Origin of the sequence: Nocardia sp. NPDC046473, from assembly GCF_040645995.1 — a bacterium.
GTDB lineage: Bacteria > Actinomycetota > Actinomycetes > Mycobacteriales > Mycobacteriaceae > Nocardia.
The window spans coordinates 25,732-51,842 of sequence record NZ_JBEYZJ010000001.1; the positions used below are offsets into that span (position 1 = coordinate 25,732).

At 66.5% G+C, this 26,111-nt stretch carries 25 protein-coding genes; 17 read left to right on the forward strand and 8 right to left on the reverse strand.

From position 1 onward, the window contains the following. Positions 1-37 precede the first annotated feature (37 nt). Positions 38-688 carry a helix-turn-helix domain-containing protein gene (locus ABZ942_RS00155; protein WP_357377416.1) on the reverse strand — a complete coding sequence of 217 codons (651 nt, stop codon included), beginning with the start codon at positions 686-688 and terminating at the stop codon, positions 38-40. 237 nt (positions 689-925) lie between these two features. On the opposite strand from ABZ942_RS00155, the gene ABZ942_RS00160 reads away from it, so the two are divergent. After that, the gene (locus ABZ942_RS00160) at positions 926-1,729 is read left to right on the forward strand and encodes an SDR family oxidoreductase (protein WP_357377418.1); all 804 of its coding nucleotides are present in this window, start codon (positions 926-928) and stop codon (positions 1,727-1,729) included. A gap of 45 nt (positions 1,730-1,774) precedes the next feature. Then, positions 1,775-2,506 carry an SDR family oxidoreductase gene (locus ABZ942_RS00165; RefSeq protein WP_357377420.1) on the forward strand — a complete coding sequence of 244 codons (732 nt, stop codon included), beginning with the start codon at positions 1,775-1,777 and terminating at the stop codon, positions 2,504-2,506. Between the two features lie 7 nt (positions 2,507-2,513). Here ABZ942_RS00165 and ABZ942_RS00170 read toward each other — a convergent pair whose 3' ends face one another. Continuing rightward, entirely contained in the window at positions 2,514-3,404 is an 891-nt protein-coding gene (locus tag ABZ942_RS00170; protein ID WP_357377422.1) for a LysR family transcriptional regulator, read from the reverse strand. Between the two features lie 273 nt (positions 3,405-3,677). After that, complete coding sequence (locus ABZ942_RS00175; RefSeq protein WP_357377424.1) at positions 3,678-4,625, reverse strand: alpha/beta fold hydrolase; 948 nt, start codon at positions 4,623-4,625, stop codon at positions 3,678-3,680. A 95-nt stretch (positions 4,626-4,720) separates the two neighbouring features. Here ABZ942_RS00175 and ABZ942_RS00180 point away from each other — a divergent pair, with 95 nt between their 5' ends. The 6 genes from ABZ942_RS00180 (at position 4,721) to ABZ942_RS00205 (ending at position 8,475) form a co-directional block, all read left to right on the forward strand. After that, positions 4,721-5,164: a nitroreductase family deazaflavin-dependent oxidoreductase gene (locus ABZ942_RS00180; protein WP_357377426.1), complete on the forward strand. Its 444-nt coding sequence runs from the start codon at positions 4,721-4,723 to the stop codon at positions 5,162-5,164. 113 nt (positions 5,165-5,277) lie between these two features. Then, positions 5,278-5,769: a MarR family transcriptional regulator gene (locus tag ABZ942_RS00185; protein ID WP_357377428.1), complete on the forward strand. Its 492-nt coding sequence runs from the start codon at positions 5,278-5,280 to the stop codon at positions 5,767-5,769. Between the two features lie 380 nt (positions 5,770-6,149). After that, positions 6,150-6,551, forward strand: a complete 402-nt coding sequence (locus ABZ942_RS00190) for a hypothetical protein (protein WP_357377430.1) — start codon at positions 6,150-6,152, stop codon at positions 6,549-6,551. 46 nt (positions 6,552-6,597) lie between these two features. Continuing rightward, positions 6,598-6,999: a hypothetical protein gene (locus tag ABZ942_RS00195; RefSeq protein ID WP_357377432.1), complete on the forward strand. Its 402-nt coding sequence runs from the start codon at positions 6,598-6,600 to the stop codon at positions 6,997-6,999. A 142-nt stretch (positions 7,000-7,141) separates the two neighbouring features. Beyond that, positions 7,142-7,747 carry an MspA family porin gene (locus ABZ942_RS00200; protein ID WP_357377434.1) on the forward strand — a complete coding sequence of 202 codons (606 nt, stop codon included), beginning with the start codon at positions 7,142-7,144 and terminating at the stop codon, positions 7,745-7,747. Between the two features lie 29 nt (positions 7,748-7,776). Then, positions 7,777-8,475 carry an MspA family porin gene (locus ABZ942_RS00205; RefSeq protein ID WP_357377436.1) on the forward strand — a complete coding sequence of 233 codons (699 nt, stop codon included), beginning with the start codon at positions 7,777-7,779 and terminating at the stop codon, positions 8,473-8,475. On the opposite strand, the gene ABZ942_RS00210 is transcribed toward ABZ942_RS00205, so the two are convergent. After that, positions 8,472-9,101 (reverse strand): glyoxalase, encoded by a 630-nt coding sequence (locus ABZ942_RS00210; RefSeq protein WP_357377438.1) that lies wholly within the window; start codon positions 9,099-9,101, stop codon positions 8,472-8,474. The genes ABZ942_RS00205 and ABZ942_RS00210 overlap by 4 nt on opposite strands. 350 nt (positions 9,102-9,451) lie before the next feature. Here ABZ942_RS00210 and ABZ942_RS00215 point away from each other — a divergent pair, with 350 nt between their 5' ends. Further along, entirely contained in the window at positions 9,452-10,759 is a 1,308-nt protein-coding gene (locus ABZ942_RS00215) for a glycosyltransferase 87 family protein (RefSeq protein WP_357377440.1), read from the forward strand. A 34-nt stretch (positions 10,760-10,793) separates the two neighbouring features. Here the strand turns inward: ABZ942_RS00215 and ABZ942_RS00220 are convergent, their stop codons facing one another. After that, positions 10,794-11,216 carry a hypothetical protein gene (locus tag ABZ942_RS00220; protein WP_357377442.1) on the reverse strand — a complete coding sequence of 141 codons (423 nt, stop codon included), beginning with the start codon at positions 11,214-11,216 and terminating at the stop codon, positions 10,794-10,796. Positions 11,217-11,410: 194 nt separating this feature from the next. Continuing rightward, positions 11,411-11,809 carry a VOC family protein gene (locus ABZ942_RS00225; protein WP_357377444.1) on the reverse strand — a complete coding sequence of 133 codons (399 nt, stop codon included), beginning with the start codon at positions 11,807-11,809 and terminating at the stop codon, positions 11,411-11,413. A 90-nt stretch (positions 11,810-11,899) separates the two neighbouring features. Here ABZ942_RS00225 and ABZ942_RS00230 point away from each other — a divergent pair, with 90 nt between their 5' ends. After that, positions 11,900-12,916 carry a YafY family protein gene (locus tag ABZ942_RS00230; RefSeq protein ID WP_357377446.1) on the forward strand — a complete coding sequence of 339 codons (1,017 nt, stop codon included), beginning with the start codon at positions 11,900-11,902 and terminating at the stop codon, positions 12,914-12,916. A gap of 92 nt (positions 12,917-13,008) precedes the next feature. Here the strand turns inward: ABZ942_RS00230 and ABZ942_RS00235 are convergent, their stop codons facing one another. After that, positions 13,009-14,724, reverse strand: coding sequence for an ABC transporter ATP-binding protein (locus tag ABZ942_RS00235; protein WP_357377448.1), 1,716 nt, complete (start codon positions 14,722-14,724; stop codon positions 13,009-13,011). Further along, entirely contained in the window at positions 14,721-16,553 is a 1,833-nt protein-coding gene (locus tag ABZ942_RS00240; RefSeq protein ID WP_357377450.1) for an ABC transporter ATP-binding protein, read from the reverse strand. The genes ABZ942_RS00235 and ABZ942_RS00240 overlap by 4 nt, the downstream gene beginning before the upstream one ends. 109 nt (positions 16,554-16,662) lie before the next feature. Between ABZ942_RS00240 and ABZ942_RS00245 the strand changes: the two genes are divergently transcribed. The 7 genes from ABZ942_RS00245 to ABZ942_RS00275 all read left to right on the forward strand — a co-directional run bounded on the left by ABZ942_RS00245 (position 16,663) and on the right by ABZ942_RS00275 (position 26,111). Next, positions 16,663-17,406, forward strand: a complete 744-nt coding sequence (locus ABZ942_RS00245; RefSeq protein WP_357377452.1) for an alpha/beta hydrolase — start codon at positions 16,663-16,665, stop codon at positions 17,404-17,406. A gap of 47 nt (positions 17,407-17,453) precedes the next feature. Beyond that, a complete protein-coding gene (locus ABZ942_RS00250; RefSeq protein ID WP_357377454.1) occupies positions 17,454-18,911 on the forward strand; it encodes an AMP nucleosidase in 1,458 nt (485 codons plus the stop codon). A 422-nt stretch (positions 18,912-19,333) separates the two neighbouring features. Next, positions 19,334-19,831, forward strand: a complete 498-nt coding sequence (locus ABZ942_RS00255; RefSeq protein ID WP_357377456.1) for a hypothetical protein — start codon at positions 19,334-19,336, stop codon at positions 19,829-19,831. A 130-nt stretch (positions 19,832-19,961) separates the two neighbouring features. Continuing rightward, positions 19,962-21,287 carry a CAP domain-containing protein gene (locus tag ABZ942_RS00260; RefSeq protein WP_357377458.1) on the forward strand — a complete coding sequence of 442 codons (1,326 nt, stop codon included), beginning with the start codon at positions 19,962-19,964 and terminating at the stop codon, positions 21,285-21,287. A gap of 361 nt (positions 21,288-21,648) precedes the next feature. Continuing rightward, positions 21,649-23,490 carry a transglycosylase domain-containing protein gene (locus ABZ942_RS00265; protein ID WP_357379301.1) on the forward strand — a complete coding sequence of 614 codons (1,842 nt, stop codon included), beginning with the start codon at positions 21,649-21,651 and terminating at the stop codon, positions 23,488-23,490. 6 nt (positions 23,491-23,496) lie between these two features. Continuing rightward, positions 23,497-24,972 (forward strand): benzaldehyde dehydrogenase, encoded by a 1,476-nt coding sequence (locus ABZ942_RS00270; protein WP_357377459.1) that lies wholly within the window; start codon positions 23,497-23,499, stop codon positions 24,970-24,972. Positions 24,973-25,349: 377 nt separating this feature from the next. Further along, positions 25,350-26,111: an ABC transporter permease gene (locus ABZ942_RS00275; protein WP_357379303.1), complete on the forward strand. Its 762-nt coding sequence runs from the start codon at positions 25,350-25,352 to the stop codon at positions 26,109-26,111.

Genomic DNA, 26,111 nt, shown 5'->3' on the forward strand with positions numbered 1-26,111 from the left:
GGCTGTTCTCTCGGTTCCTGCAGTGGCACTGGGCAATTCATGTACTTGTCGTTTTCGACCCGACGGGCCGGAGCCTGGCGAGCACGTCGCGGCGGCCGCGGGTGGTCAGCCCGAGCCGGATGGCTTGCTCGATATCGATCACGCCGGTGAGCAGCCCGAGCACAGCGTGCGGTGGACCGTCCAGGACGAGGTCGGGATCAGGGGCCGCACCGGTGCGTGAATTGATCTGTCCCGCGCCGACTTCGAGGACAGCTTCGACACCGGACGAGCTGAGCTGAATGGTCACCGACGGCGCCGCCGGATCGACGTCGGTGACGAACCACGCCGGTGCGTAGGCGAGCCATTGGGCCCGGAACGCGTCCTCGGGTCGTACGTCGGTCATCTGACGAAGTCCCCACAGCCCCAACGCTTTCAACGTGGGCTCCAGCGCCAGGCCCGTTTCGGTGAGTCGGTAAAGGGTGGTCGCGATGGGCGGCGGCGCATCGTCGCGGCTGATCAGCTCGGACTGCTCGAGCTCGCGCAGCCGCGTCGACAACAGGTTGGTGGCGATGCCGGGCAGCCCGTTCTTCAGGTCGGTGAACCGGCACGAGCCCTGTATCAGCAGCTCACGAATGATCAGCAGCGTCCACCGGTCGCCTACGACATCGAGCGCCCTGGCGATCGAACAGTATTGGTCATAGGTCCGCATGCTGCCATCGTAATCCATGGAAGTAGAGGAAATCTACTTGTTGGTTGAAAATCTCTACTATCAATGAACTGGCCGGTCACGGCCGGAAGTTCTTGGGTGCCATAGGAAGTTCCTATAGCAGCTACTGTCTTTTGGTCTTTGCCTCTCGTACTTTTCCGGACGTACCGTGAAACGGCTCGACAAGGTACCAATCCTTTCCGTCGAGCGGGCAAATACGCAATCGAGAGGACCGGTGGCATGACCACGATCGAGAATAGATCGGTAGCGCGCGAATTCGCGGGAAAGCGGGCACTGGTCACGGGTGGCACTCGCGGAATCGGCGCGGCCATCGTGCGCCAGCTCCTGGATGCGGGGGCCGAGGTGCTCACCACCGCCAGGTCGGCGACGAGCACGATGCCGGCGGGGGCCACGTTCGTGGCGGCCGATATGCGGACCCGGGCGGGCGCGGAGGCGCTGGCCACGACCGCGCAGGAGGTGTTCGGCGGGGTGGATGTGCTGGTCCACAACGCGGGTGGGGCGCAGCCGTACCAGGGTTCCGCGGCCATCCCGGACGAGGTGTGGCAGGAGGCGTTGGACCTGAATTTCCTTGCGTCGGTGCGGCTGGACTCGCTGCTGGTACCGGGTATGCGGGAACGGCGTTCGGGGATGATCGTGCACATCTCCTCCGCCGCGGTGCCCACCGCGGCGCCGCAGTTCCTGCACTACGTGGCGGCGAAGGCAGCGCTGCAGACCTACAGTCGGGGACTTGCTTTGGAGTTGGCGCCCTTTGGAATTCGGGTCAACGCCGTGTCGCCCGGCAGAACCGCCACTCCCGGCGGCGAAGAAACGCGGGAGCTGTGGGCGCGCATCGGTGCGGACGACAATTCCGCGCCGAGTACGGACGACACTGCGGCGCCGAGCACGGACAGCGCCGTGCCGCTTGGTCGCGACGGCCGCCCCGACGACATCGCCAACGCGGTGCTGTTCCTCGCATCCGACCGGGCGAGCTGGCTGACCGGCAGCAATCTCTTCCTCGACGGCGGCGAATTCCCGCGCGGCTGACGGCTATTCCCCACGCAGACAAGACATTACGAAAGGTCGCAGGTCATGGAATTGCAGGGCAAGACAGCGTTGGTCACCGGCGGCACGTCCGGTATCGGGCTGGCAACCGCTCGACTGCTGGCCCGTGCGGGCGCCGAGGTGATCATCACCGGCCGAGATGCCCAGCGCGGCAAGGACGCTGAGCACGCCGCACAGGCGGAGGGCGCGGTCCGATTCGTCTCGGCCGACCTGGCCGACCTGGACTCGGTCGCCGAACTGGCCCGCCACAGCGGTCCGGTGGACATCCTGGTCAACAACGCGGGCGCGTTCCCCACCGCCCTCACCGTCGACCAGAGCGTGCGGGAGTACCAACGCGTCTTCGACACCAATGTGCGCGGTGCCTACTTCCTGGTCGCCGCGCTCGTGCCGCACATGCTCGAACAGGGCGAGGGCAGCATCGTCAACGTCACCTCGCTGGCGGCGTTCAAGGGCTTTGCCGCCGCCTCGGTCTACAGCGCGTCCAAAGCCGCGCTGACCTCGCTGACCCGCACCTGGGCAACGGAATTCGACGGTGGCGGGGTCCGGGTCAACAGCGTCGCTCCCGGACCGACCCGCACCGAAGGCGTGCTGGCCGAATGGGGTCCGGCGGGAAACGAGGGCGTGGCCAAGGAGTTGGGGCTTACGCGCACGGCCGACTCGTCGGAGATCGCCGACGCGATCTATTTCCTCGCTTCGCCGCGGGCCAGCTATATCACCGGCACGACGATCCACGTCGACGCCGGCGGCAGCGTTTTCTAGCGGCTCGTCAGGACACCGGTGCGAAGGACCTGGACCAACTCTCCTGACGCAACTGTTCGAGCAGCGCCGCCGCCGCCCGGCCCACACTGGACCGGACCACGGCGATGACGGGCTGGGACACCATGGGGGACACCGGCCGCACGAGGTGCTCGTAACCGGCGGGCACCGCGGAGGACGGGACGAGGGTCACGCCCAGCCCCTGGGCGGCCCAGCGCGCGGCCGTCGCCGTCTGGGAGACCCGGGCGGCCGTGGTGGGGGTCAACTCGTTGTCCCCCAGCACTTTCAGCAGCACCCGGTCGAGCGCGCTGTCGCGATCGAACCGCACCCACGGCTCGCGTGCCAGCTCGCGCAGCCCGACCCGATCCGCGGCGAGCAGCCGGTGTCCGGCGCCCAGCACCACGACGAACTCCTCGTCGCCGAGGTGGTGGGCGTCGGCCGGGGTCCGCTCGCACTCCGCCATCAGCGCGAGGTCGAGCACGCCTCGACGGCACAGCCGGTCCAGCTCTGCGGAGCTCGGCTCCTCGAAGACGGTGACCTCCAGCCTCGGGAAGCGGCGACGCAACGCGCCGAGTGCGCGGGGCAGCTGCCGCGTGCCGAAGCCGAGCTGCGCCGCGACCACCAGCTCGCCGACCAGTTCGTCGGCACCGGCCCGCGCGGTTGCCCGCGCTCGCCGCGATGCGCTCACCGCGATTTCCGCCTCGCGCAGGAACGCGTGGCCGACCGCGGTGGGGACCAGTCCCGTCGGCGTGCGGTCGAACAGCTGCACGCCGAGTTCTCGCTCCAGGCCGCGGATCTGCTGGGACATCGAGGGTTGCGCGACGTGCAGCAGCTCCGCCGCCGCCGTCACCGAGCCCGCCTCGGCGACGGCGAGGGCGTACTCGTACTGGCGCAGGCTCATCGGCGCTTGTTCCCTTCGTGCGATGGACCGCGGTCCATCGCGTTGTGAACGCAATAGTGGTAAGCGCTACAACGCGGGCGGTGCCGGGTTTACTCCGTGTCGGTCACCGTTGCCGAAGTCGACCTCGGCAACGGTGCCGGCGAGCGTGCCCACCGAGCTTTCTACCCGGAGCCGCGGTCTTCCGTGCCTTGGCTCCGCCTGCGGGTTTGTCTGCCCGCGGCTCGGTCTTCTGTCCGCCCGTCGCGGCGGTCTACTGGCACGTGAATCCTCTTGTCATTCAACGCTTTCAACACGACCACGGGCGTCCGCCGCGTGTGCTGACCCGAGCAACTGCCGGTGCAGGAAGGACAGCTCGGCTTCGACGGCCTGCTCGTGCGCATCGAGAAACGGTGCGTAGTGCCCGCCCGGCAGGCGAACCACCTCTGCCCGAGCAGCCCGTTGTGCGGCCCGCACCGAGGGCCCAGGCGGAGCGGTCTGATCCTGGTCGCCCACGATCACCAGGAGCGGGCTGGTAATCCGAGCGGCGTGCCGACCGGGCCGGTACAGCGAAATCCGGAGCCCGGTGCGCGCGGCGATCATCTGCTGCCACTCCGGATATCTGTTGCCCGGGTTGAGCGCTCGGTCGCCATCGCGACCGTCCGGCGTGGTGAGCATGGCGACCGTGCCTGGCGCACCGGCGAGCGGCACCAGCAGCGGTGATCGTCCGATCAGGCCGCCGAGGGTGTCGACGAGGCCTCGGCCCAGGAATCGCAGCATGGCGAGCGGTCGCTGATAGCGTCCCGCGACAGTGGCCGCGGCCAGTCCGTCGGTGAGTGGCGTCTGTGCGATCGCCGCGCCGAGCTGCGGATTCCGGGCCGCCGCTCGCCAGACGTGACCGCCCGAGAGGGAGAATCCCCAGATCGCGATCCGGTGTGCGTCCACGTCCGGCAGGGTCGCGGCATACGCGATCGCGGCCTCCAGGTCGGCGAGCTGTTCGTTCATCCGGGCGACCTGGCGCGGTTGCCCGCCGCTCTCCCCGAGATGCCGGTAGTCGAACGCGAGCACCGTGAACCCAGCGGCCTGGAAACGGCGGGCAAACCGGTCTGTACCAGGCTCTTTCGTCACCGCCCCGCCGGCGGACATGACCACGCAGGCGCCGTTGTCGCCGCGATAGTGCCAGGCGACGCACTCGGTGTCGCCGCTGGCGAACCGTACCTTCGTCCGTTCCGCATCCTCTTGCATGTCAACCTCCGAGCAGCTCCAATATTGTATGAGTTTGATACTATACTAAAACCGTAGTTTACGGATGCGATACTTTCGGAGAAGGGTTTCAGGCCATGAACGCAGACAGTCACCGTCGGCTGACCAACACGATCAACAAGGTCATCGTCGGATTGCAGCGCAGGGGAGTGGCTTTCGGGCCGATGCAACTGCTCACCGTCAAGGGGCGTCGGAGCGGGCAGCCGCGCACGTTCCCGATCGCGGTGAACAAGCTGGGCGACGGACGCTATATCTTCCAAGCCTTCCCGAAGGCCGCATGGGTGGCGAACGCGCGGGCGGCCGACACCGTCACGTTGACCCGAGGACGCAAGTCGTCGACCGCCCGCCTGGTCGAGGTGCCGGTCGACGAACGTCGCCCGCTGCTGCGCGAATTGGTGACGTCCAGCCCCGCGAGCGTCGGCAACCGCTTCGTGACCACCGGCCTGGCCGAGGCCGCCACGCCGGACGGGATAGCCGCGGCGGCGCATCGGATCGCGGTATTCCGCGTCGAACCGGCCTGATCGAACCGGCGGGCTCGCCGAAGGTGAACCGGCCCGGTCTGCGGTGGCGTCGATCGGTCCGGCGCCGCGATACGATACGGAATCCATACAAACTGACGTGAGAGTAGTGCTGTGTGAGTTCAGTAGCAGATCGGGCCGGGGCGCGGCAGCGGCGGCAGCTCACCGTTGCCGTCAAGGAAGCGGTGCGCGACTTGAACATTCAGCTGTCGCTGCTCAACCGCAGGTTCGGCGGCCGCGTCGAGCTCAGGGACATCGACTGGACCTGCCTCGACCTCGTCAATCGATACGGCCCGATGACCCCGACCGCGCTGGCGCGCCAGGCCGGCCTGCATCCGGCGACCTTGACCGGAATCCTCGACCGGCTACAGAAGGGCGGCTGGGTCCAGCGCGAGCGTGATCCGGAATCGACCGACCGCCGCGCGGTCACCCTCCGCGCAGTGCGCGAACGCAATTCGACCCTCTTCGAGGTATTCGCCGGAATGAACACCCGCATGGACGAGGTCTGCGAGCACTACTCCGCAGCCGAACTCGAGGTGATCGCCGACTTCCTGCGCCGCACCAGCACCGCAGGACAAGCCTCGGCCGAGGAATTAGCCGAGGGCTGACCCTTCCCGGCGCCTGCGCGCAAACCTGTCCTTGGGCATCCAACTGATGCTGCGGACGACTGTGCGGCCCAACGCTGTCGTCGTCTCCAACGGAATCACAATGCGCGGAGAGGCGGAGTAGATGCATGGCCACTGAACGACGAATTCCGTTGGCGGAGACGGACTTCAGGATCTATTAGGTAGATCTTAACTCGCCGACATGTCTGCGTTGTTTCGCTACGCTGGCTGGTGAAATAACTGCTGCTGCGCAAATGGTGCGCGGTTGCTTGGTGTCTGCGACCGGGTGAATGTCGTTAGTGGCTCGGTGGCGAATTTTGTTATGCGGGAAGGGTTATCGGCTGATGAGGGCGCGGCGGATGTTGGCGGGGATGGTGGCAGCGGTGAGTGCTGTGTTGGGCGTGGGGGTGATGGCGGCCCCGGCGCAGGCGGATCCGCTGCCGCAGGTGACGACGGTCGGCACCACGCTGTTCTCCTTCGGGGACGCGAAGTTCTGTGCGGGCGCGATCGACGTTGCGCTGGAGGCGGCCCCGCGCAGGCCGGGGCATGTGCTGGCGCATGTGACGCCGCGGGGTTATCTGGGTGGTCCGTGCGGCAATCAGGTGAAGCTGGGCTGGGTGGGGTCGGCGGGGCCGCGGACCCAGGATGTCTGGGTCGGCGCGGATGCGACGCCGGGGGAGACCGTGACGGCTGATCTGTGGGTCGGGATGGGGCCGGCCAAGGTCATGGCGGCGTCCTGGCCGATCAAGGGCACGTTCGCGGAGTGGTATCTGCTGGTGCCGTAATGATACCTTTGTAGTCAAAGGTAAATGACGCACGGGAGTAATCGGCATGGTCCACGAAGAGTCCCCGCGACCCGCAACTGGTCGCATCCTGACAATCGGTCTGCATCCGAAATCCCTTGACTACAGCCAATTCCCGGACCTGGACGAGCCGAAGCTGCTCGCGCGCATCGAAACGGGGCACGCCGCGATGCGCGCGGCAGGTTTCGACGCGGTGTCCTGCTTGGTCGGCGCCGAACCCGACGAGGCCGAACGCGACATCCGTGCATACCTCGCCGACGGCCCGATCGCCGTGGCGATGATCGGGGGCGCGATCCGGATGATCCCGGAGCACACCCTGCTGTTCGAACGGATCGTCAACGTATTGAGCGGAACGGTGTTCTGCTTCAACACCTCACCGGAAACCACCGTCGACGCACTGCGTCGCGCCGGGGTCGTCCCGAACTCCTAGCGAATTCGACCCCGCCGGAACCTATTTGGGACACATGCGACCACCGCGCCCGCATACAGCAAGCCCACCGCTGATTCCCAGCTGACGTTCAACTTCGCGTGCGAAGTTTGCGGTTCTTGCCGGCTGTCGAGGATGAGGTTTGATGAGGGTTGTTGATGGCGCCTGCCGCGGCGCGGCCGGGATCGGCGTCGCGCTGGCGGTGCTGATGCTCGGCTGCGGGGTCGCGAGCGCCGACACGGTGGTCCCGCTGCCGGACGGCGAACAGGCATTGACCACCGCCACGGGTATTCCGGTGGAGCTGACCAGGACCGGTGAGACCGCGATCATCTCGCCGTCGCTGGCCGCGAACGGCATGTCCCGCACGGCACAGCTATCGGGCACCGCCTACGCCACCGCCCCCGGCGCGACGGCGGGCACCTTGGAGACCGGTTATCTGGTCGGCTGCCAGGTGGATCTGTCCGGTGGGTTGTCGCTCGGCGGCGATGTCTACCTATCGCCCGACTCGGTGTCACCGGAATTGAGCCCCAGCATCAAACTGGGCCCGGGGGCCGTGGCGGTGGTGAAGTTCGGTACCAAGAAACTCGATCCGGCGGCGGGCGCCGTCGGAATCGCCTACCGCAATCGCGGTATTCAGCTGAGCGGGTGCGGCGGATTCGCGCAGGCCCGCGCATACAGCGCGCTGACCGTGACCAACGACCAGGGTTCAGCCGAAGTGATGCTGTACGGCGACCCGTTCAGTGTGGGTTGAGCGTGCGATCGAACGAGAGGAACGGCGCGATGCGCGGTTCATTATGCGCCGCGGTGGCGTGCGCATTCCTGCTGGTCCCGGCCGGCATGGCACACGCGGATACCTCGGTGACGCTGCCTGATGGCCACGACCAGTTCACGGTTCGCGATGGTGTCGTCGCGGCGGTCGACCGCACCGGCGAACAAGCCACCATCTCCAGCTCGATGGCCGCGAGCCCGCTGTCGCGCAACGCCTGGGTATCGGGTGTGACGTCGATCCACCTCACCGTGCCCGCCGAGGTCAGGGTCAGCGGCGGCCGGATCGAGACCGGTTACCTGGTGGGCTGCCAGGTCGATCTGGGCAGTGCCACGCACGCGGACGGCAGCGGCGATACCCCGAGCGACCCGAAACCCGATACACCCGACAAGCCGGGCAAGGACGGTGGCGGCGGCAACGACGGTCTCAGCGCGGGCGGTAACGCCGGTGGCACCGTCAACAAGTCGGGCGTCTCGCCCTACGCCGATCCCTCGATGAGCATTCAGCTCAAACCGGGAAAGATAGCAACCAAGAAGATCGAGGACTACTCCTTCACCGGCACCTCGGGTATCACCCAGTACGTGAATCACACACTGTCGGTTGAGGGTTGCGCGGGCGCCGCCGAAGCCCGGGCCTACACGACGGTCACCGTGCACGACAACGTGATGGACGATTCGGAGACCCTGTGGGGCCACCCCTTCAGCCTCGGTTAGCGGCCGGCTTCCCAGACGAATCCGTCCGGGTCGGCGCACGGGCCGATACCGCTGCCGAGGACGATGCGGTGCGATCCGGCGCCCTCGGGATCGACACCGGCGTCCTTGGCGGCGGCCTTGCGTCCGTACAGCGCCAGCTTGACCGACGACGCCGGGGCCTCGAATTCGACGTACTTGCTGCCGAAGCTCTTGCCGACGGTCAGGCCGCGGTCGACGTAGAACTGCTTGGTCGCCTTGACCTTGTCGACGCCGAGGAGCACCACGAAATCGTCGATCGCCCTGGTGGCCGGGCCGGTGTCTTTCTTCGCCGAGGTCGCGACCTTCCAGATCGCGCCGTCCGGCGCCTGGATCACGCCGCCGTAGCCCCAGAAGCTCTTCTTGGCGGGCTTGATCGTCGCCGCGCCGGCGTCGAGCGCGCTGCCGATCAGGCTGTCGACGGTGCTCGGCTGCGATACCACGAGCGAGAGGATGTAGCCGCGGAACCCGTTTGTCGGTGCGTCGGTGGCGCGGATGTGCAGCTTGTCGCCGAGGTCGAACGCGGCGTCGTAGAAGGCGGTGGCCGTCGCGAGGTCGGAAACCTCGAGGGTGACGGACTCGATAGTGGTCTGATCAGTGCTGATGTTCATGGGAGTAACGCTAGGTGCCGCCCGGTGACCAGCGCTTCTCGATTCCTGACCGGTCTGCTCGGCTGTTGCGCCCTCGCCTCACGCCGTGCGGATTTCGACCGTTTCGTCCGCATGATCCGGTTCGTGCAAGGCGGCTTTACGAACTCCGCGACGAGAACTCCGTCGCCACGACCTGATTGGTATGGAGTAACCAAACGGCTTGAACTGCCGCGTCATTCGATGCGTGCCAGCGGCGGGCCGGGTATCGGAGACATCCGTGGGTATGCCCAGTTGCGGCCGCGCTGGAAAGCGCGCTCGGTCGCCGCTAGCGTGGGGTGGCGCGCACGGAGTCGGATAGCTGGGAGTTGAGTTTGTCGACATCGACGATCGAGAACATCGAAATGTCCGCCCCCGCGCCGAATGAGCCTCGCACCATCGCGCCGTTGGTGTGGTGGTCGATCGTGCTGGCCGGTGTCGTTGCGGGTGGGTATTACCTGGTGCAGGTGCTCGAGCATCGACAGGTGATGCTGCATCTGATCGACCTGAGCGTCTATCAGATCGCCGGCGATCGGGTGAGCCATCACGTCTCGGTGTACGACAGTCCGCTGCTCGGCAACACCCGAGGCGTGTGGGAGTTCGTCTACACGCCGTTCGCCGCACTGCTGTTCGTTCCGCTGCGCTGGATACACGGCGACCTGTACACGTTCGTCGGCGGCCTCGGCAATTTCGCGATGCTGGCCGCGTCCTGCGGGGTGGCGCTGTCCATGCTCGGCTACCGGCGGGATCGACGACTGGCCATCGCGGCCGTCGCGGTCGCCGGACTGCTGATGTGGTGCGAGCCGATCCGCATGACCATGGCCTTCGGTCAGGTCAACATCTTCCTGCTGTTGATCGTCATCGTGGACATGGCGCTACCCGACACGTCGCGCTGGAAGGGTGTGCTGACGGGTATCGCCGCAGGCATCAAACTGACCCCGGCCTTCTTCGTGCTCTACCTGCTGGTCACCCGCCGCTACCGGGCCGCGGCAACTGCGGTGGGCGCGTTCGCCGCGACCGTGGTCATCGGTTTCGCTGTGCTGCCGAAGGATTCGCTGACGTACTGGAGTGGCGCCTTCATCGACCCGCAACGCGTCGGCATACCCGCGAACCTGTCGAACGAATCGCTGCGCGGCATGATCGCGCGCTCGGTCGGTGTCGAAGGCGCACATCAGTTGCTCTGGTTGGCCGGAGCGGCCGCGATGGCCGCCCTCTGCCTATACCTGGCCCGGCGACTCTCCCGAACCGGACACGAACTACCCGCCGTGGTGTGCGTCGGTGTCACCATGACAGCCGTATCACCCTTCAGCTGGGTACACCATTGGGTCTGGCTCGCACCCCTTCTCATCTACTTGGCCGACCTGGCACTGCGCCGCCGCGGCCTCCTCGCCCCCCTCGGCTTCCTGGCAACCGCACTGGTCGTCTCCAGCGGCATCCTCACGTTCTACGACCCAACCCTGGTCAGCATCTTCGACTACGCCGACCGAGCCCGCCCAAGCCTCCTCTACCGCAACGCTTACCTCTGGCTGACCGTGGTATTACTGGCAGTTACCGCCATAGCCCTACACCGATCGACGGCTCGCACGCAGCCGTCCGCTGACACGGCCGACGCCCAACGCGCGGAATCATCCACGAGCAGTTGACCGTCGGCCGCTGAGCGGCAGCGTTCGACTGGTGTCAATTTCGTGGATCGATGAATCGCGCGATGTATTCGTGCGCACGATGCCACGGGTCGTGCGCGAACTCGGCCCGAGCCCGGTGCCAGTGTCTGGCGCAGAGTTCATCGAGATCTGCCCGAATCGGCTGCGGTTCGCAGGGCTCAGCAGCCTGGGAGACTGCGAGTAGCTCCGACTCCAGCGTCCATCCGCAATGGTCGAAAGCCCATCGACCGTCGGAGGCATAGACGTGGCAGGGATCATCAGCTCCGTTCGGCCACAGCCCGATTGGGCGGAACTCGCCGGGATGGATCTCCAGGAACGCGTAGGCCAGAATGTGGCACGCACCGGCGGCGAAGAAGGACTGATCGTCCCGATGCCATGACAAGTGTTCGTCTGCTCGCTCCAGCGGAGTTCGCCGGAAGACCGAGCATGGAACGTACACACCGTGAGTCTAAGCGGCAGGTGCAGTTGCCTGACGGGAGCTTTCGGAGGATCGAGCAGAGTCATATGGCCGCTACGTAATCTTCACCAACGACCATATGCCCCTGCTCGATTCCCGCGAACAACCATTTGATCCTGCTCAACGAGCAGGTGGGGCAGGTGCGATCCCGCCGCCCAGCCATCGCTGAAATCGACTCAGCGCGAGAACTTTTCGATGGCTGCGAGGGTGACGGGGGTGAAGAAGTTGATGAGGTTGCCGTCCGGGTCGCGGAAGAGGAGGGCGCGGTTGCCCCAGGGCATGGTGGTGGGTTCGTTGACGAAGTCGGTGACGAAGGAGGTCAGGTTTTTGTAGATGGTGTCTACGTCGTCGACCAGGAATTCGATGATGACGCTGTGGTTGTCGGCGGGGTGGGCGGAGTCGGGTGCGAAAAGGGGGACGGTGCGGGTGCTGCCGATTGCGAGGGTGGCCGACGGGGTGGTGAGTTCGGCGAAGTCTTCGGTGGACCAATGTGCTGGCAGGCCGGTGGCGCGTTCGTAGAAGTCGACGAGGCGGGTGATGTCGGCGGTGATGATGCGGATCGAGACGAAGTTCATGGGTGCTCTCCTGGTCGGTCGGTGCTCTTGACCGAACGGTATGGCTGATACCGGACAGAAGCCGCCCGGTATCTGAGAGAGACTTACGTCATGTCCCGGCCTATTGCCCGTGTGCTCGCGCTGCTGGAGCTTTTGCAGGCGGGTGGTACCCGGACCGTGACGGAACTTGCCGACCGGCTCGACGTCGACGAGCGCACTGTGCGTCGATATGTCGATCACCTGCTCGACCTTGATGTGCCAGTCGAGTCGGTGCGCGGCCGCTATGGCGGTTACCGGCTTGCCGCCGGTTATCGAATGCCGCCGCTGATGCTGAGTGATGACGAAGCGTTGGCCGTGCTGCTCGGCCTGGTTGCGGGTCGGCGCGCGGGATTGCTGACGAGTACCGGATCGGCGAGCGAGACAGCGGCCGCGAAGATTCGACGGGTGCTGCCGGAACGGCTCGGCCGCAGACTCGATGCGGTGCTCGGCTCGCTCGCTTTTACCGCCACGCCCGGCGAGACGACCGCTCCGGAGACCGCGGTTCTGCTCACGATCGCCGATGCGGTCCGCCGGCACTGGCCGATCTCGATCAGATACACCGCAGCCGACGGGCGGCACACCGAACGCACGCTGCACCCGTACGGACTTGTCGCACACTCGGGTCGGTGGTACGTGACCGGCGCCGATCCCGCGATCGACGAAGACCGAACATTCCGGCTGGATCGCATCACCGCCGCACGCACGCTGCCCGGTTCGTTCGAACCGCCCGCCGAATTCGACCCGGCAGCGCGCGTCCTGACCGGACTCGCGACCGCGCCCTACCGGCACGAGGTGACTCTCCGAATCCAAGGCACCACCGAGCAGATTCGCACCCGACTCCCCGCGAGCATCGCGATCGTGACGGAGCTGTCATCGGATTCGGACTGGTCCCGCGTCGAACTGCGCGCCGAACGCCTCGACTGGTTGCCACCCGTGCTCGCGTCCCTGGATCTGCCGTTCGTCATCGAACGACCGAACGAGCTCCGCGACCTCGTCACAGCACTCGCCGACCGACTGAGGCATTCGGCCCGGCGAAATCCACCGCGCACCAGGCAGACTGGAGCGCATGGCGATGGTGAACATTCGTAAAGCGACTCCCCAGATCGAAGGCACCCTCCACCACGAATTCCTCATCGACGGCACCCACGTCGACGACATCCTGATGGCCCGCACGGTCTGACTCATTCACTCGCGACGGGCGCCATGGCGATGTCCCAGAAATCGGCGTAGCGGCCGCCGCGGCGCAGCAGTTCGTCGTGGGTGCCTTGCTCGATGATTCGGCCGCCGTCGAGAAAGACGATGTGGTCGGCGCGTTGCACGGTGCGCAGGCGGTGCGCGACCAGCACCACTGTCCGGCCGGACATCAGGCGTTCGATTCCGTCGTGGACGGCCGCCTCGTTCACCGGGTCCAGTGCGGACGTCACCTCGTCCAGGAGCACGATGGGGGAGTCCTTCAGCAAGGCCCTTGCGATCGAAACACGTTGGCGTTCACCGCCGGACAGCAGTGCGCCACCCTCGCCGACATGCGTCGTCCAGCCGCCGGGCAGTCGCTCGATCACCTCGTCCAGCCGGGCGGCGGTCGCGGCCGCGCGCACCTCGGTGTCGTCGGCGTCGGGACGGCCGAGGCGGATGTTCTCCTCGATCGTGCCGTCGAAGAGGTAAACGTCCTGGAAAACGATGGCGATCTGGCGCATCAGCACCTCGGTGCTGATCGCGCGCACATCGACACCGCCCACCCGTACCGCACCGGCGTCTACGTCGTAGAACCGCGCGAGCAATTGGAGCAGGGTGCTCTTGCCCGCGCCGGACGGTCCGACGATGGCGAGCCGCTGTCCCTCCGGCACGGACAACGTCAGGTCGTCGATCAAGGTGCGGTCGTGCTGCCGGAAGGTGACGGACTCGAACCGCAGATCCCGGTCGACCGGCGCGATCGGGACGCGAGGTTCCGGCAGCGGCTCGGTGCGCAAGACAGCGTCGAGCCGCGCCAACTCGGCACGCGCGCCGCGCAGCTTGCCGCCGATATCCGACAGCGAAAGCAGTGGATCGGCACAGCGGGCGGTGAGCACCAGGATCGCCAAAACCTCTGCCGCGCCGATGTTTCCGCCGACCGCGAGGTAGGTGCCGAGGATGAGTAGCCCGGTGAACACGGCCTGTACCGTGAGCGTCAGCCCCACCACCCCGGGCACCGCCGACAGCGTGGAACGGTGGGCCGCGCGCTGAGCTTCCCGCAAGGAATCATCAAGCAGTCGGAACCGTTCGCCCGTCCGACCGCCTGCCCGCAGCACCGGCTGCGCCTGGAGATATTCGATGACCCGCCCGGACGCCTCGCGGCCACGTTCGGCACTCTCCGCATCGGCAGCGGCCATCGAACGGCCCGTCCAGATCTGCACCACCGCGACAACGGGGACGGCGACCACCGCGGCCAACCCCAGCTGCCAATTGAAGGCGAACATCACGACGATGATCGTCAGCGGTGTCACACAGGCGGCGATGAACGGCGCCAGCAGATGCGCCGACACGCTCATCGCCTGCAGCAGACCGCGACTGGCCATGACGGACACCTCGCCGACCCGATCGGCGCTGTACCAACCGATCGGCAAGCGGGCCAGATGATCGCCGAGCCGGTGATACATCCCGCGCAACATCGTTGCCCCGACCCGGAATCCGGACAGATCACTGCGGTAACGCAACGCCGCGTACCCCGCGACCGCGGCACCGAACGCGATCAACCACGGCCGAGCCTCTGCCGGATCGCTCCCGAACAGTGCCCGTAGCACGGGAACCAACAATGCGTAGGACAAACCCTCGACCACTGCGGTGATCGTCATCAGCGCCATGGTGCGCCGCATCGTCCTGGCATAGTCATGCCCCAACACCTGCAACAGCATTCGAATCATCGGATCGAATCTCCTTGCCGTACTCGGGTTTCCATCTCATCGCCGAGCGCGGATCGGTGCGACTGCCAGAACTCCGCGAACTTTCCGTGCTGCGTGAGCAAGTCGCTGGGCCTGCCACGCTCGACGATCACGCCGTCCGCCAGCACCACGACCGTGTCGGCGTCGGCGACCGTCTCCAGCCGGTGCGCGATCACCAGGATTGTCCGATCACCCGCCAACGTCGCCAGTGCGTCCCGCACCGCGCGCTCGGTCTGTGGGTCGGCAAAGGCGGTCGCTTCGTCGAGTACCAGAACAGGCGCGGCGGCGAGCAGGGCACGCGCAATCGAAATGCGTTGTGCCTCACCGCCAGACAGCTTGACGTCGGCGCCGATCACCGACTCGTATCCACGCGGCAGCTCGAGAATCCGATCATGGATATTCGCCAGCTTCGCGATGCGAACCACCTCATCGCGGTCGGCCTCCGGCACCGCCAGCGCGATATTGTCCGCGATCGACGCGCGAAGCAGCCGAACATCCTGGAAGACAAAGGAAACCGTCCGATAGAGCTCCCGGCTGCTGAGCTCACGCAGATCCACCCCGCCGAGCAGCACCGAACCGTGTGTCGGGTCGAAGAATCGCGGCAACAGTTGAACCAGCGTGGACTTTCCGCTCCCCGAAGGGCCGACGAGCGCGGTGACGGTCCCCGGCTCGAGCACCAGGTCGATCCCGCGCAGCACCTCGTGCTCGGCGTCGTAGCCGAAGCGGACGTCCCGCAGTTCCACCCGATGTCCCTGTGCCGCAACAGGATGCGTGGCCTCCGGCAGTGACGTCACGGCAAGCACGTCCTTGATCCGCCCGACCGCACGCCCGGCGGCCTGCAGGTCGTCGAAGCCGTGGCCGAGCGCCGCCACCGGCGCGGTCAGTCCCAGCCCGAGCAGCAGGAAGGGCAGCAGATCGGCCGGGGCCATCGAGCCGTTCGTGATCAGCGTCGTACCGCCGATCAACACGACGAGCAGCACGAACGGCGGCGACAGCGCCAGCTGCATCCCCGCGGCGATCGCGGAGACCGCGCGCACCCAGTGCACGAAGGTGTCGACGAAATCGTCGGCGGCCGTGCGGAATTTGCTGTGCGCCCGCCCGGACCCGCCGAACGCCTTGACCACCGAGATGCCCTGCACGAACTCGACCACCGAACTCGCGATCCGCCCCATGGCCGCATCGAACTCCTGCTGCTCACGCTGCCGGGTCGGCGTCATCATCAGCGGGACAAGGGCAATCGCCAGCGCCACCGGTATCAGCGTGATCAGCGTGAGCCGCCAGTCGATGGTGAACAGGTAGACCAGCGACAGCAGCGGCACCACGAATGCGGAGACGAGCTCGCCGGGCGCATGCGCGATGAACGGATGCACGGTGCTGACGTCCTCGCCGATTACTTTCGCCAGCTCGCCGGTGCGGCGCTGGGAGAACCAGCCGATCGGCACCCGTCCGAGCCGCTCGGCCAGTTGCCTGCGAAACGACAGCTGCACCTGGTTGTCGACGATGTGCCCGATGCCGGCCGACGCGGCCGTGCACAGCAGCCGCACGAACATACCTGCCGCACCGGCGATCACGACGGCCCAGACGTGACCGTGCGCAATCGGGCCGGGCGACAACAGTGTTCGCCCCAGTTCGACCACCGCGAGCAGCGGCGCGAGACCGGCGACAGCGCCGACGACCTGCAGGATGATCACCGCGGCGAAGCCCGCCGCATGCGGGCGCAGCAGGTCCGAAATGCGTTGTCCCGCTGTGGAAGCGGCATTCGATACGGGTGTGGACTGCTCCGCTGTCACGGCAACGTCGATCGCGGTCATCGCGCCCCCTTAAAGTTTTAGTACGCGTACAAATAATGTACCTCGAGCGCGTTCGACGGGGCCATGGGTCGCACCTTTGCTAATTTGCCCGTAAGAGAAGGGGCGACCGTTGACCGATCACCAGGGTTTCGAGCGGCAGGAACGAGCAGCAGTCGACCGCTTGGAGCGGCAGACCGGCGACATGGGCGCCGTCACCTCCTACGGCCCGTACCCGGACCAGGTGATCGAAGTATTCGGCGAACCTGGACCAACGCTGGTGTACATCCACGGCGGCTACTTTCGGCCCACCATCGATCGAACCCATGCCAGGCCGTTCGCACGCGCACTTGCGAAGGCGGGGCAGCGGGTCGTGCTGCTGGAATACCGGCGGGTGCCCGGGAATCCCTCGGTGGCGATCGAGGACCTGGACCTGTTCGAGTCGCGCCTGGCCGAACCGGTGCTGTGGGTCGGCCACTCCGCGGGCGGGATGCTGGCGCTGACCCGGGCGTACCAGCGCCAGGCCGCAGTCCTCGCCTTGGCGCCGGTCGCGGATCTAGCGCGCGCATCCCGACTGCACCTCGGCGATCACGCAGTCACCGCATGGATGGGTGGAGCTCCCGAACAGCACCCGCGCCGATACGCCGACCTCGACCCCCAAGTGTGCCTGTCGCCCCGCCCACCCGGCGTACTCCTGGTGCACGGCACCAACGATCAGACCGTCCCGGTCGCGCTGAGCCAGGACAGCCCGGCCGAATCGCTGGTATTACCGGACGCCCACCACTTCGACCTCATCGACCCCGAGTCGGAAAAGTGGCCCCAGATACTGGAATTGGTGCGCTCCGCAATGCGGCAGCTGCCCCCACAGGCCCGGTGAAATACGGTGTTCTTGCGACAACTTCCGAACGCGACGCAGGGAGACCCATGCCGAATCGGCCACCAGCCAGTTCGTTGACCAGCGCCGAGGCCCTGGATCAGCTGGAAACGCACTATCAGCGCTCCGTCGACGCGCTGCGCGAGGCGATCCGGGCCTTCGTCGAGAACGGCACCGTGCCGGACGACGCCGCGCGCGACGCAGGCCTGTTCGTCTATCCCGAACTGCGCATCAGCTGGGATGGCGCCGCGCCACCGAAGAACCGCTCGCGCGCGTGGGGACGGTTCACCCGGCCGGGCAGCTACGCCACCACGATCACCCGCCCGGACCTGCTGCGCCATTACCTGACGGAGCAATTGGAGATGATCGAACGGGACTACGAGGTGCGCATCGAGGTTTCGCCGTCCCGGCAGGAGATCCCGTTTCCCTACGTGATCGATCGCGCCGATCTCACGTTGGACAGCTCGATGGCCGCGGTGATGGCCAGGTATTTCCCGACCACCGATCTGGCCAGCATCGGTGACGAAACCGCCGACGGCATCTTCAACGCCATCGACACCTTCCCGCTCAGCCATTTCGACGCGCTGCGCACCGATTTCTCGCTGGCGCGCTTGCAGCACTACACCGGAACGCCGGTGGACCACTTCCAGCCGTTCGTGCTGTTCACCAACTACACCCGGTATGTCGACGAATTCGTGCGCTGGGCCTGCGAGCAGATCGCCGACCCGGACAGCCCCTACGACGGCCTCTCGTGTCCGGGCGGCACCGTGATCACCGCCGAAACCCTAGGCGCGGCAACAACTTCGGATCTGGCCTGGAAGAAACATCAGATGCCTGCCTGGCACCTGACCTCCGCCGATCGGCGCGGCATCACCCTGGTGAACATCGGCGTCGGTCCGTCGAACGCGAAGACCATCTGCGATCACCTCGCGGTGCTGCGCCCGCACGCGTGGCTGATGATCGGCCACTGCGGCGGCCTGCGGGAGAGCCAGGCGATCGGCGACTACGTGCTCGCGCACGCGTACCTGCGCGACGATCACGTGCTGGATTCGGTGCTGCCGCCGGACATTCCGATCCCCAGCATCGCCGAGGTGCAGCGGGCGCTGTACGACGCCACCAAGATCGTCAGCGGCATGCCGGGCGAAGCGGTGAAGCAGCGGCTGCGCACCGGCACCGTGGTGACCACCGACGATCGGAACTGGGAACTGCGCTACTCCGCGTCCGCCTTGCGTTTCAACCTGAGTCGCGCGGTCGCCATCGATATGGAAAGCGCCACGATCGCCGCGCAGGGATATCGCTTCCGGGTGCCCTACGGTACTTTGCTGTGCGTCTCGGATAAACCGCTGCACGGTGAAATCAAACTGCCCGGCCAGGCGAATCGTTTCTACGAAGGGGCCATCTCGGAGCACCTGCAGATCGGCATCCGGGCCGTGGAACTGTTGCGCGCCGAGGGAGATCGGCTGCATTCGCGCAAGCTGCGCACCTTCAACGAGCCGCCGTTCCGGTAGCGGTCGTCACTCCGCAGCCCGGCGATCAGCGTCCCTGATCGCCGGGCTGCGCTGCGTTGGTGGTCAGGTCGACGGGCGCGCGGCAGCGTGCACACCGGACGCGAGCGCGGCTTGGTCCACCGCCCAGCGGGGTCGTTCGTGATCCGATGTAATCGGGGTGTGATCAGACCGTGATCGCCTGTGTCGCTGTTAATCAGCCCTCAACTCGATTTTAGAATTCGACTTACGAGTCGTGGGTTGCTGCGCTGAGTTCTAACCTCGAACGCGGGATCAACAATTTGGTGGCGCCGGCGAGCTAGGCCACCCGACCAACGGCGATCGGTAGGTCCCGACCTGTAGCTCGACTCGGCAGCACCGAGCCTGTGCCTTTGGGGGACAGGCGATCCGACCACGCGATCGACCAACTCCGAAAGAAGCGTCTCATGGGTAAGCACAGCGCACCTAGCAAAAACCAGATCCCGGCCCGATTGGCGATTCTGTCGACGGCGACCTTGATCGGCCTCGGCGTCTCGGCGCACACCGGAGCGGGACAGGCCGTCGCGGAAACGACGACCACCGCCACCGCCAACCCGAGCGACCACGTGGCCGCGCCGACACCGGCGAAGGCGAAGCGGGTACTGGCCGCGAATGGAGCGGGCAAGCACAGCCGAAATGCCGCGCCGCCCAAGAAGAAGAAGCCCGGCGCCAAGCCGAAGGCCAAGCCCGCGGCCGACAAGCCCGCGGCCGATCCGTTGGAGCTGCTGAACAGCGGCAGCGCCACGCTCGCCGGGTTGGCGAAGACCCTCAACACCGGCAGTGCCGCCATCACGCCGTTGGCCAAGGCGCTCAGCACCGGCAGCACGGCCGTTTCCGGTAGCGCCGCCACCGGTAGCAAGGCGGCGGCGCCGCTGCTCGGCCTGCTCTCCGGCAGCGCCCTCTGATCTCAGAGCGACGCACGGCCGCCAACCAGCAACAAGAAGGCATTTCATGGGTAAGCACAGTGCACCGCGGAAACTTTCGCCGGCAACAATGCTCACATTGTCCACCGCTTTCGGAGTATCAGCTTTTGCTGTGACGTTTGCTGGAGCTCCTTCGGCGTCGGCGGCCGATTCGCCCGCCGACGAGGTGATCAGCCTGACCAACGCCGCACGCACCAAAGCCGGCTGCTCTGCTCTCAAATCCGAAGAGCATCTCACCGAAGCCGCGCAGGCCCACACCAAGGACATGGCGGCCAGCGGCAACCTGGACCACAACTCGTCGAAAGGTGATCCGGGCGACCGGATCAGCGCGGCGGGCTACAAGGCACAGACCTGGGCCGAGAACATCGCCGAGGGACAGACCAGTGCGTCCGAGGTCGTCGACGCCTGGATGAACAGCGAAGGGCACCGGGCGAACATCCTGAACTGCGGGCTCAAGGACATCGGTGTCGGCTACGCCAAGAGCGGCGACGGCACCCCGTACTGGACGCAGGATTTCGGCGCGTCCGACGGCTCCGACAAGGACAAAGATAAAGACAAGGACAAAGACAAAGGCAAGGAGAAGGACAAAGACAAGCCGTCCGGGGGAGACAAGGACAAGCCCTCAGGTGGTGACAAGGACAAGCCGTCCGGTGGTGACAAGGACAAGCCCTCGGGCGGTGGCGATAAGGACAAGCCGTCCGGTGGCGGCGACAAGCCTTCCGGCGGTGGCGATAAGGACAAGCCCTCCGACGGAGGCGACAAGCCTTCGGACGGCGACGACGAGTCCAAGGATCCTTCGGGTGGCGGCTCGGACGAGTCTTCGGACGGCGAAGGTGATTCGTCGGAGGACCCGTCGGGTGACGGTTCGGACGAGTCTTCGGACGGTGCGGGCGATTCGTCGGAGGACCCCTCGGGCGACGGATCGGACGAGTCTTCGAATGGTGAGGGTGATTCGTCCGAGGATCCGTCGGGTGACGGTTCGGACGAGTCCGCCGGCGACGGAGGCGATTCGGCCGAAGACCCGTGGGGCGAGGGTTCGGACGACTCCTCGGGTGACGGTGGCGATTCGTCCGAGGACGCGCTGGGCGAGGGTTCGGACGAATCCGCCGACGGCGCAGGCGATTCGCTCGAGGACTCCTGGAGCGACATCTTCTCGAACGACGCAGGCGATGCCGCGGGTGACGCGTCCTCCGATGGCTTCGACTGGTTCGGGAACGGTGGCGGCGACTCGGGTGACGGGCTCGGGGCGCTCACCGGTGGCGGCGACGCCTTCGGCGGACTAGGCGACCTGCTGGACGGACTCGGCGGCGCGGGCGACGCGTTCGGCGGACTCGGCGAGGCCGGAGACGCCTTGGGTGGACTCGCCGGTGCCGGCGACGCTTTGGGCGGCCTCGGCGGTTTGGGCGAAGGCCTCGGCGCGCTGGCGGGTGGACTGTAGTCAGTCGATCACGCCGACTCGATCGCCGAACAGGGTTGATGCCCAACCTTGTTCGGCGATCGTCTGCGTCGTAGACCACCCTGTCGCGGTCGATCACCAGCGCATCAGCAGCGCATCATTCACCAGCGACAGGGGCTCGCCGCCGACGGGCGGCCGCGTTACATTTCTGTGACCTGCAACGTCTTTCGCGCATGCGCGGTGTTGCGGGCCGTGAGCAGGAGCGATGGAGACCCGAGTTGTGACTACGCCCGACGGCGAATCGACCGACAAGCCAACTCGACCGGCGGGCGACCGCGCCGGTGGCCACCGACCGACGGCCACGAAAACGTCGCCGTGGCGCGCCTTCCGCCGGGTTCTCTACCTGGTGCTGCTGTTGACCATCCTCGTGCCGACCGTGACCTTCGCGATCAGCTACACCGTGATCCCGGTGCCCTCACCCAACGAGCTGAAGTCTCCTCAGGTGGCGACCATTCTGGCCGCCGACGGCAGCGTCCTGAGCAAGATAATCCCCCCGGCGGGCAACCGAACCGACGTCACCCTCGCGCAGATCCCGATACACGTGCGCGATGCGGTGATCGCGGCCGAGGACCCGTTGTTCTATACCGACCCGGGCTTTTCACTCTCCGGTCTCGCCGGCGGTCTGCGCGACAAGCTGTTCGGCGGCGACAGCTCGGGCCGTGGCCTGACGATCACCCAGCAGTTCGTCCGGAATGTGCTGACCGGCAACGAGCCCTCGCTCAGCAACCGCATGCGCGAGCTGGTGACCACGGCGAAAATCGCCCGGCAGTGGAGCAAGGACGACCTGCTCACCGCCTACCTGAACGTCAGCTACTTCGGTCGCGGCGCATTCGGCATCGATGCCGCAGCCGCGGCCTACTTCGACAAGCCGGTAACCGAGCTGAGCGTCGCGCAAGGCGCGGTCCTTGCCGCAGTGCTCGACCGGCCATTCGACCTCGACCCGGACAGGAACCCCGAGGGCGCGAAACTCCGCTGGAATTCCGTGCTGGATCGAATGGTCGAGAACGGCCGATTAGCCGCGGCCAGCCGTTCGAAAACGCAATTCCCGCCGGTCATTCCGGCCGAGTCTGCCCAGCAGCAGACAATGCAGGAAGGTCCGGAAGGACTGATCGAAAACCAAGTCCGCAACGAACTTTTGGCCGCCGGGATCAGCGAACAGCAGCTGGACACCGCAGGCCTGAAAATCACCACGACCATCGATCCGATAGCCCAGCAAGCAGCCGTTGCCGCCGTGGCCAAGAACACCGGGGGCGAGCCGGAGTCCCGGCGTACCGCGGTGGTCTCGGTGGATCCACGGACCGGCGCGGTGCGCGCATACGTCGGTGGATCCGACGGCCGCGGCTACGATTTCGCCAACGTGAGCCAGCAGCCTGGATCATCGTTTTATCCCTTCGGTCTCGCCGCGAACCTGGATCTCGGCAAGCCACTGTCGACGACCTATGACAGCGGCCCGCTCGACGTGCACGGCATAAAGATCGTCAATGACGAGGGCGAGCAGTGCGGTATCTGCCCGATCGACGAGGCGCTGAAGCGGTCGCTGCGTACCAGCTTCTTTCGGATGGAACTCGACATGGGCAACGACGGTGCGCAGCGCGTCGCCGCTATGGCGCACAAGCTCGGCATCCCGGAAACTGTTCCTGGCGTTGGCAAGTCGCTCACCGAGCCGGACGGCTCCGGCCCGAACCTCGGCGTAGTGGCTGGCCAGTACGCGGTGCGTCCGCTCGACATGGCTTCGGCGTACGCCACTTTGGCCGCCTCCGGCGTCTATCACGCATCGCACTTCGTGCAGAAGGTGGTCACCGCCGACGGCCAGGTGCTGCTCGACCGCGGCGCGGTGTCCGGCGAGCAGCGAGTCGACGCCGCCGTGGCCGATAATGTCACCGCGGCGATGCGCCCGATCGCATCCTGGTCGCGCGCCCACGATCTGGCCGGTGCGCGCGTGTCCGCGGCCAAGACCGGCACGGTCGAGCTGGGCGACACCGGCGAGAACAAGGACGCCTGGATGGTCGGCTACACCCCGTCGCTGGCCACCGTGGTCTGGGTCGGCACCGCACAGGGGGAGCGACTACGAAATGCCAACGGCGCCATGATTTACGGTTCGGGCCTACCGGCCGACATCTGGAAGGACACTATGGACGGTGCGTTGAACGGCACCCCGAACGAGAACTTCCCGATACCGAGGTAGCTGATCATGACCACGCCCACCCGAACAGACTTGCTCGAGCCGACGACGTGGGCAGGCAAGATCTTCAGCAACGGTTGGCGTGACGCCACCGTCACCGCACCTGTCGTCGAGCCTGCCACCGGAGCCGAGCTCGGGCGCATCGGGATCGCCACGGTCGATGACCTGACCGCGGCGACCCGGTCCGCGGCTGCGAGCCAACGGGATTGGGCTGCCCAGCCGTTCCACGAACGGGCTGCTGTCCTGCGGCGTGCCGGAGATCTGTTCCAGCAGTACGCATCCGACATACAGCACTGGCTGATCCGTGAGACAGGATCGGTTCCCGCCAAGGCGGCCGTGGAAACCGATGCGGCGGCACAGGAATGCTTCGAGGCGGCGGCGCTGGCCTCGACACCGATGGGCGTGCTGTTGCCCACCGAATACGACCGACTCTCGATGACCCGCCGGGTTCCGGTCGGCACGGTCGGGGTGATCGCGCCGTTCAACTTCCCGCTGATCCTGTCTATCCGCTCGGTCGCGCCCGCCCTCGCGCTCGGCAATGCCGTTGTCCTCAAACCGGATTCACGCACCGCCGTGTCCGGGGGAGTGGCGCTGGCCAGGATTTTCGAAGCGGCCGGGCTACCCGAGGGTGTGCTGCACGTGCTGCCGGGTGGCGCCGATATCGGCGAGGCGTTGGTCACCGATCCGCTGGTGCCCGTCATCTCGTTCACCGGGTCCACCGCGGTCGGTCGCCGAGTCGGCGAGCTGGCCGCGCGCCATCTGAAGCGAGCGCACCTGGAGCTCGGCGGCAATTCGGCCTTGATCGTGCTCGAGGACGCCGATCTCGACGCGGCCGCCGGGCTCGGTGCGTGGGGTTCCTTCCTGCACTCGGGCCAGATCTGCATGGCGACCGGCCGTCATCTGGTGCACGAGAGCCTCGTCGACGACTACATCGCGTTGCTCGCCGCCAAGGCCGACGCGCTCCCGGTCGGTGACCCGGCCACCGAACAGGTTGCGCTCGGCCCGGTCATCGACGCGGGCCAGCGCGACAAGATCCACCACCTCGTCACGTCGACCGTCGATGCGGGCGCCGACCTGGCGGCGGGCGGCAGCTATCGCGAGCTGTTCTACCGCCCCACCGTGCTCACCGGTGTTTCGCCGACGATGCCCGCGTACGCGCAGGAGGTGTTCGGCCCGGTCGCACCCGTCCTGTCGTTCCGCACCGTGGATGATGCCGTACGACTCGCCGCCGCCGACGAATACGCGCTCAGCCTCGGCATCGTCACCGCCGACGCGGCCAGGGGGCTGGCCCTCGCCGACCGAATCCCCACCGGGATAGTGCATATCAACGACCAAACCGTCGCTGACGAAGCCGTCGCCCCGTTCGGCGGATTCAAGGCTTCCGGTACGGGCAGCCGATTCGGTGGCACCGCCGCCAACCTCGAGGCGTTCACCGAAACCCGGTGGATCACCATGCAACACCGCCCCGCGACCTACCCTTTCTGAACTTCCTGACGCCGAGATAGCTCGGCTGCCAAGGCCGCTATGCCCTCTGTTCGGCGCGGCCTCGCGATTCTTTGTGCTGCTCGGCGGCGACTGATCGTCGGTGGATGACCGCTGCGTGCTGGCCGTGCCCGCCGAATTCCATGACGCCCGGATACATGCTGGACAAACTGGGAGCCTACTCACATACTGGGAGTCTACTTAAGACTCAAGGTAGGTGATCGGGTGTGAGTATGCAGAATCAATCCGTGGCACCAGCGTCGGCCGGCGGCCCGACGCCGGGCGCACCCGGTCGGGCCGACCCGAAGGCGGTCGCGCCGGAACGCAGGGGAAGGCCCACCGCCGCGAAACAGTTCTGGAACGACCACCCCCGGCGTGCCATGGACACCTTCGGGCGACAGCTGTCGATGGGGCATGAACTGACCGTCGGTGTCGTTATCGCGTTGCTGCGCGGACGATTCAACTGGCGAGAGTTCCTGCGGCAGTGCGCGTTCATGTCCAGCGTCTCGGCTATTCCGACGATGATCGTCGCGGTACCGATCGGTGTCGTGGTGTCGTTGCAGGTCAGTCTAGTGATCAGGCAGGTCGGGGCGGACTCGTTCGTCGGCGCCGCGGTGGGCATCGGGGTGGTGAAACAGGGCGCCCCGTTGGTCACCTCCATCATGATCGCCGGCGCGGTGGGCTCCGCGATCTGCGCCGATCTCGGATCGCGCACCATTCGCGAGGAGATCGACGCCATGCGCACCATGGCGGTCGACCCGCTGCAACGGTTGGTCGGTCCGCGGCTGGTGGCCGCGACGCTCGTCAGCATCATGCTCTGCGGTTTCGTGGTTTTCGTCGGCTTCGCCGCGACCTACGGCTTCTTCGTCTACGCCCAGCAGGGCACCGCAGGCTCGTTCCTGCACGCCTTCATCAGCTTCGCGAGCACCAATGACCTATTGCTCGCCCTGTTCAAATCCGCGCTGTTCGGCTTTTTCACCGCGATCATCGCGGGCTATCACGGATTGAATGCCCGCGGCGGGCCGGCCGGTGTGGCCAACGCGGTGAATGCCGCGGTGGTGCAGTCCGCCCTGGTGCTGTTCGGCGCGAACGTCCTTATCTCGCAGATCTACAACGTCCTCTTCCCAACCCAATTGGGGTAA

Coding starts and splice junctions, on each gene's coding strand:
- ABZ942_RS00155 (WP_357377416.1), bottom strand. CDS start 688: ATGCGGACCTATGACCAATACTGTTCGATCGCCAGGGCGCTCGATGTC.
- ABZ942_RS00160 (WP_357377418.1), top strand. CDS start 926: ATGACCACGATCGAGAATAGATCGGTAGCGCGCGAATTCGCGGGAAAG.
- ABZ942_RS00165 (WP_357377420.1), top strand. CDS start 1,775: ATGGAATTGCAGGGCAAGACAGCGTTGGTCACCGGCGGCACGTCCGGT.
- ABZ942_RS00170 (WP_357377422.1), bottom strand. CDS start 3,404: ATGAGCCTGCGCCAGTACGAGTACGCCCTCGCCGTCGCCGAGGCGGGC.
- ABZ942_RS00175 (WP_357377424.1), bottom strand. CDS start 4,625: ATGCAAGAGGATGCGGAACGGACGAAGGTACGGTTCGCCAGCGGCGAC.
- ABZ942_RS00180 (WP_357377426.1), top strand. CDS start 4,721: ATGAACGCAGACAGTCACCGTCGGCTGACCAACACGATCAACAAGGTC.
- ABZ942_RS00195 (WP_357377432.1), top strand. CDS start 6,598: ATGGTCCACGAAGAGTCCCCGCGACCCGCAACTGGTCGCATCCTGACA.
- ABZ942_RS00200 (WP_357377434.1), top strand. CDS start 7,142: ATGAGGGTTGTTGATGGCGCCTGCCGCGGCGCGGCCGGGATCGGCGTC.
- ABZ942_RS00205 (WP_357377436.1), top strand. CDS start 7,777: ATGCGCGGTTCATTATGCGCCGCGGTGGCGTGCGCATTCCTGCTGGTC.
- ABZ942_RS00210 (WP_357377438.1), bottom strand. CDS start 9,101: ATGAACATCAGCACTGATCAGACCACTATCGAGTCCGTCACCCTCGAG.
- ABZ942_RS00225 (WP_357377444.1), bottom strand. CDS start 11,809: ATGAACTTCGTCTCGATCCGCATCATCACCGCCGACATCACCCGCCTC.
- ABZ942_RS00230 (WP_357377446.1), top strand. CDS start 11,900: ATGTCCCGGCCTATTGCCCGTGTGCTCGCGCTGCTGGAGCTTTTGCAG.
- ABZ942_RS00235 (WP_357377448.1), bottom strand. CDS start 14,724: ATGATTCGAATGCTGTTGCAGGTGTTGGGGCATGACTATGCCAGGACG.
- ABZ942_RS00240 (WP_357377450.1), bottom strand. CDS start 16,553: ATGACCGCGATCGACGTTGCCGTGACAGCGGAGCAGTCCACACCCGTA.
- ABZ942_RS00250 (WP_357377454.1), top strand. CDS start 17,454: ATGCCGAATCGGCCACCAGCCAGTTCGTTGACCAGCGCCGAGGCCCTG.
- ABZ942_RS00255 (WP_357377456.1), top strand. CDS start 19,334: ATGGGTAAGCACAGCGCACCTAGCAAAAACCAGATCCCGGCCCGATTG.
- ABZ942_RS00270 (WP_357377459.1), top strand. CDS start 23,497: ATGACCACGCCCACCCGAACAGACTTGCTCGAGCCGACGACGTGGGCA.
- ABZ942_RS00275 (WP_357379303.1), top strand. CDS start 25,350: ATGGACACCTTCGGGCGACAGCTGTCGATGGGGCATGAACTGACCGTC.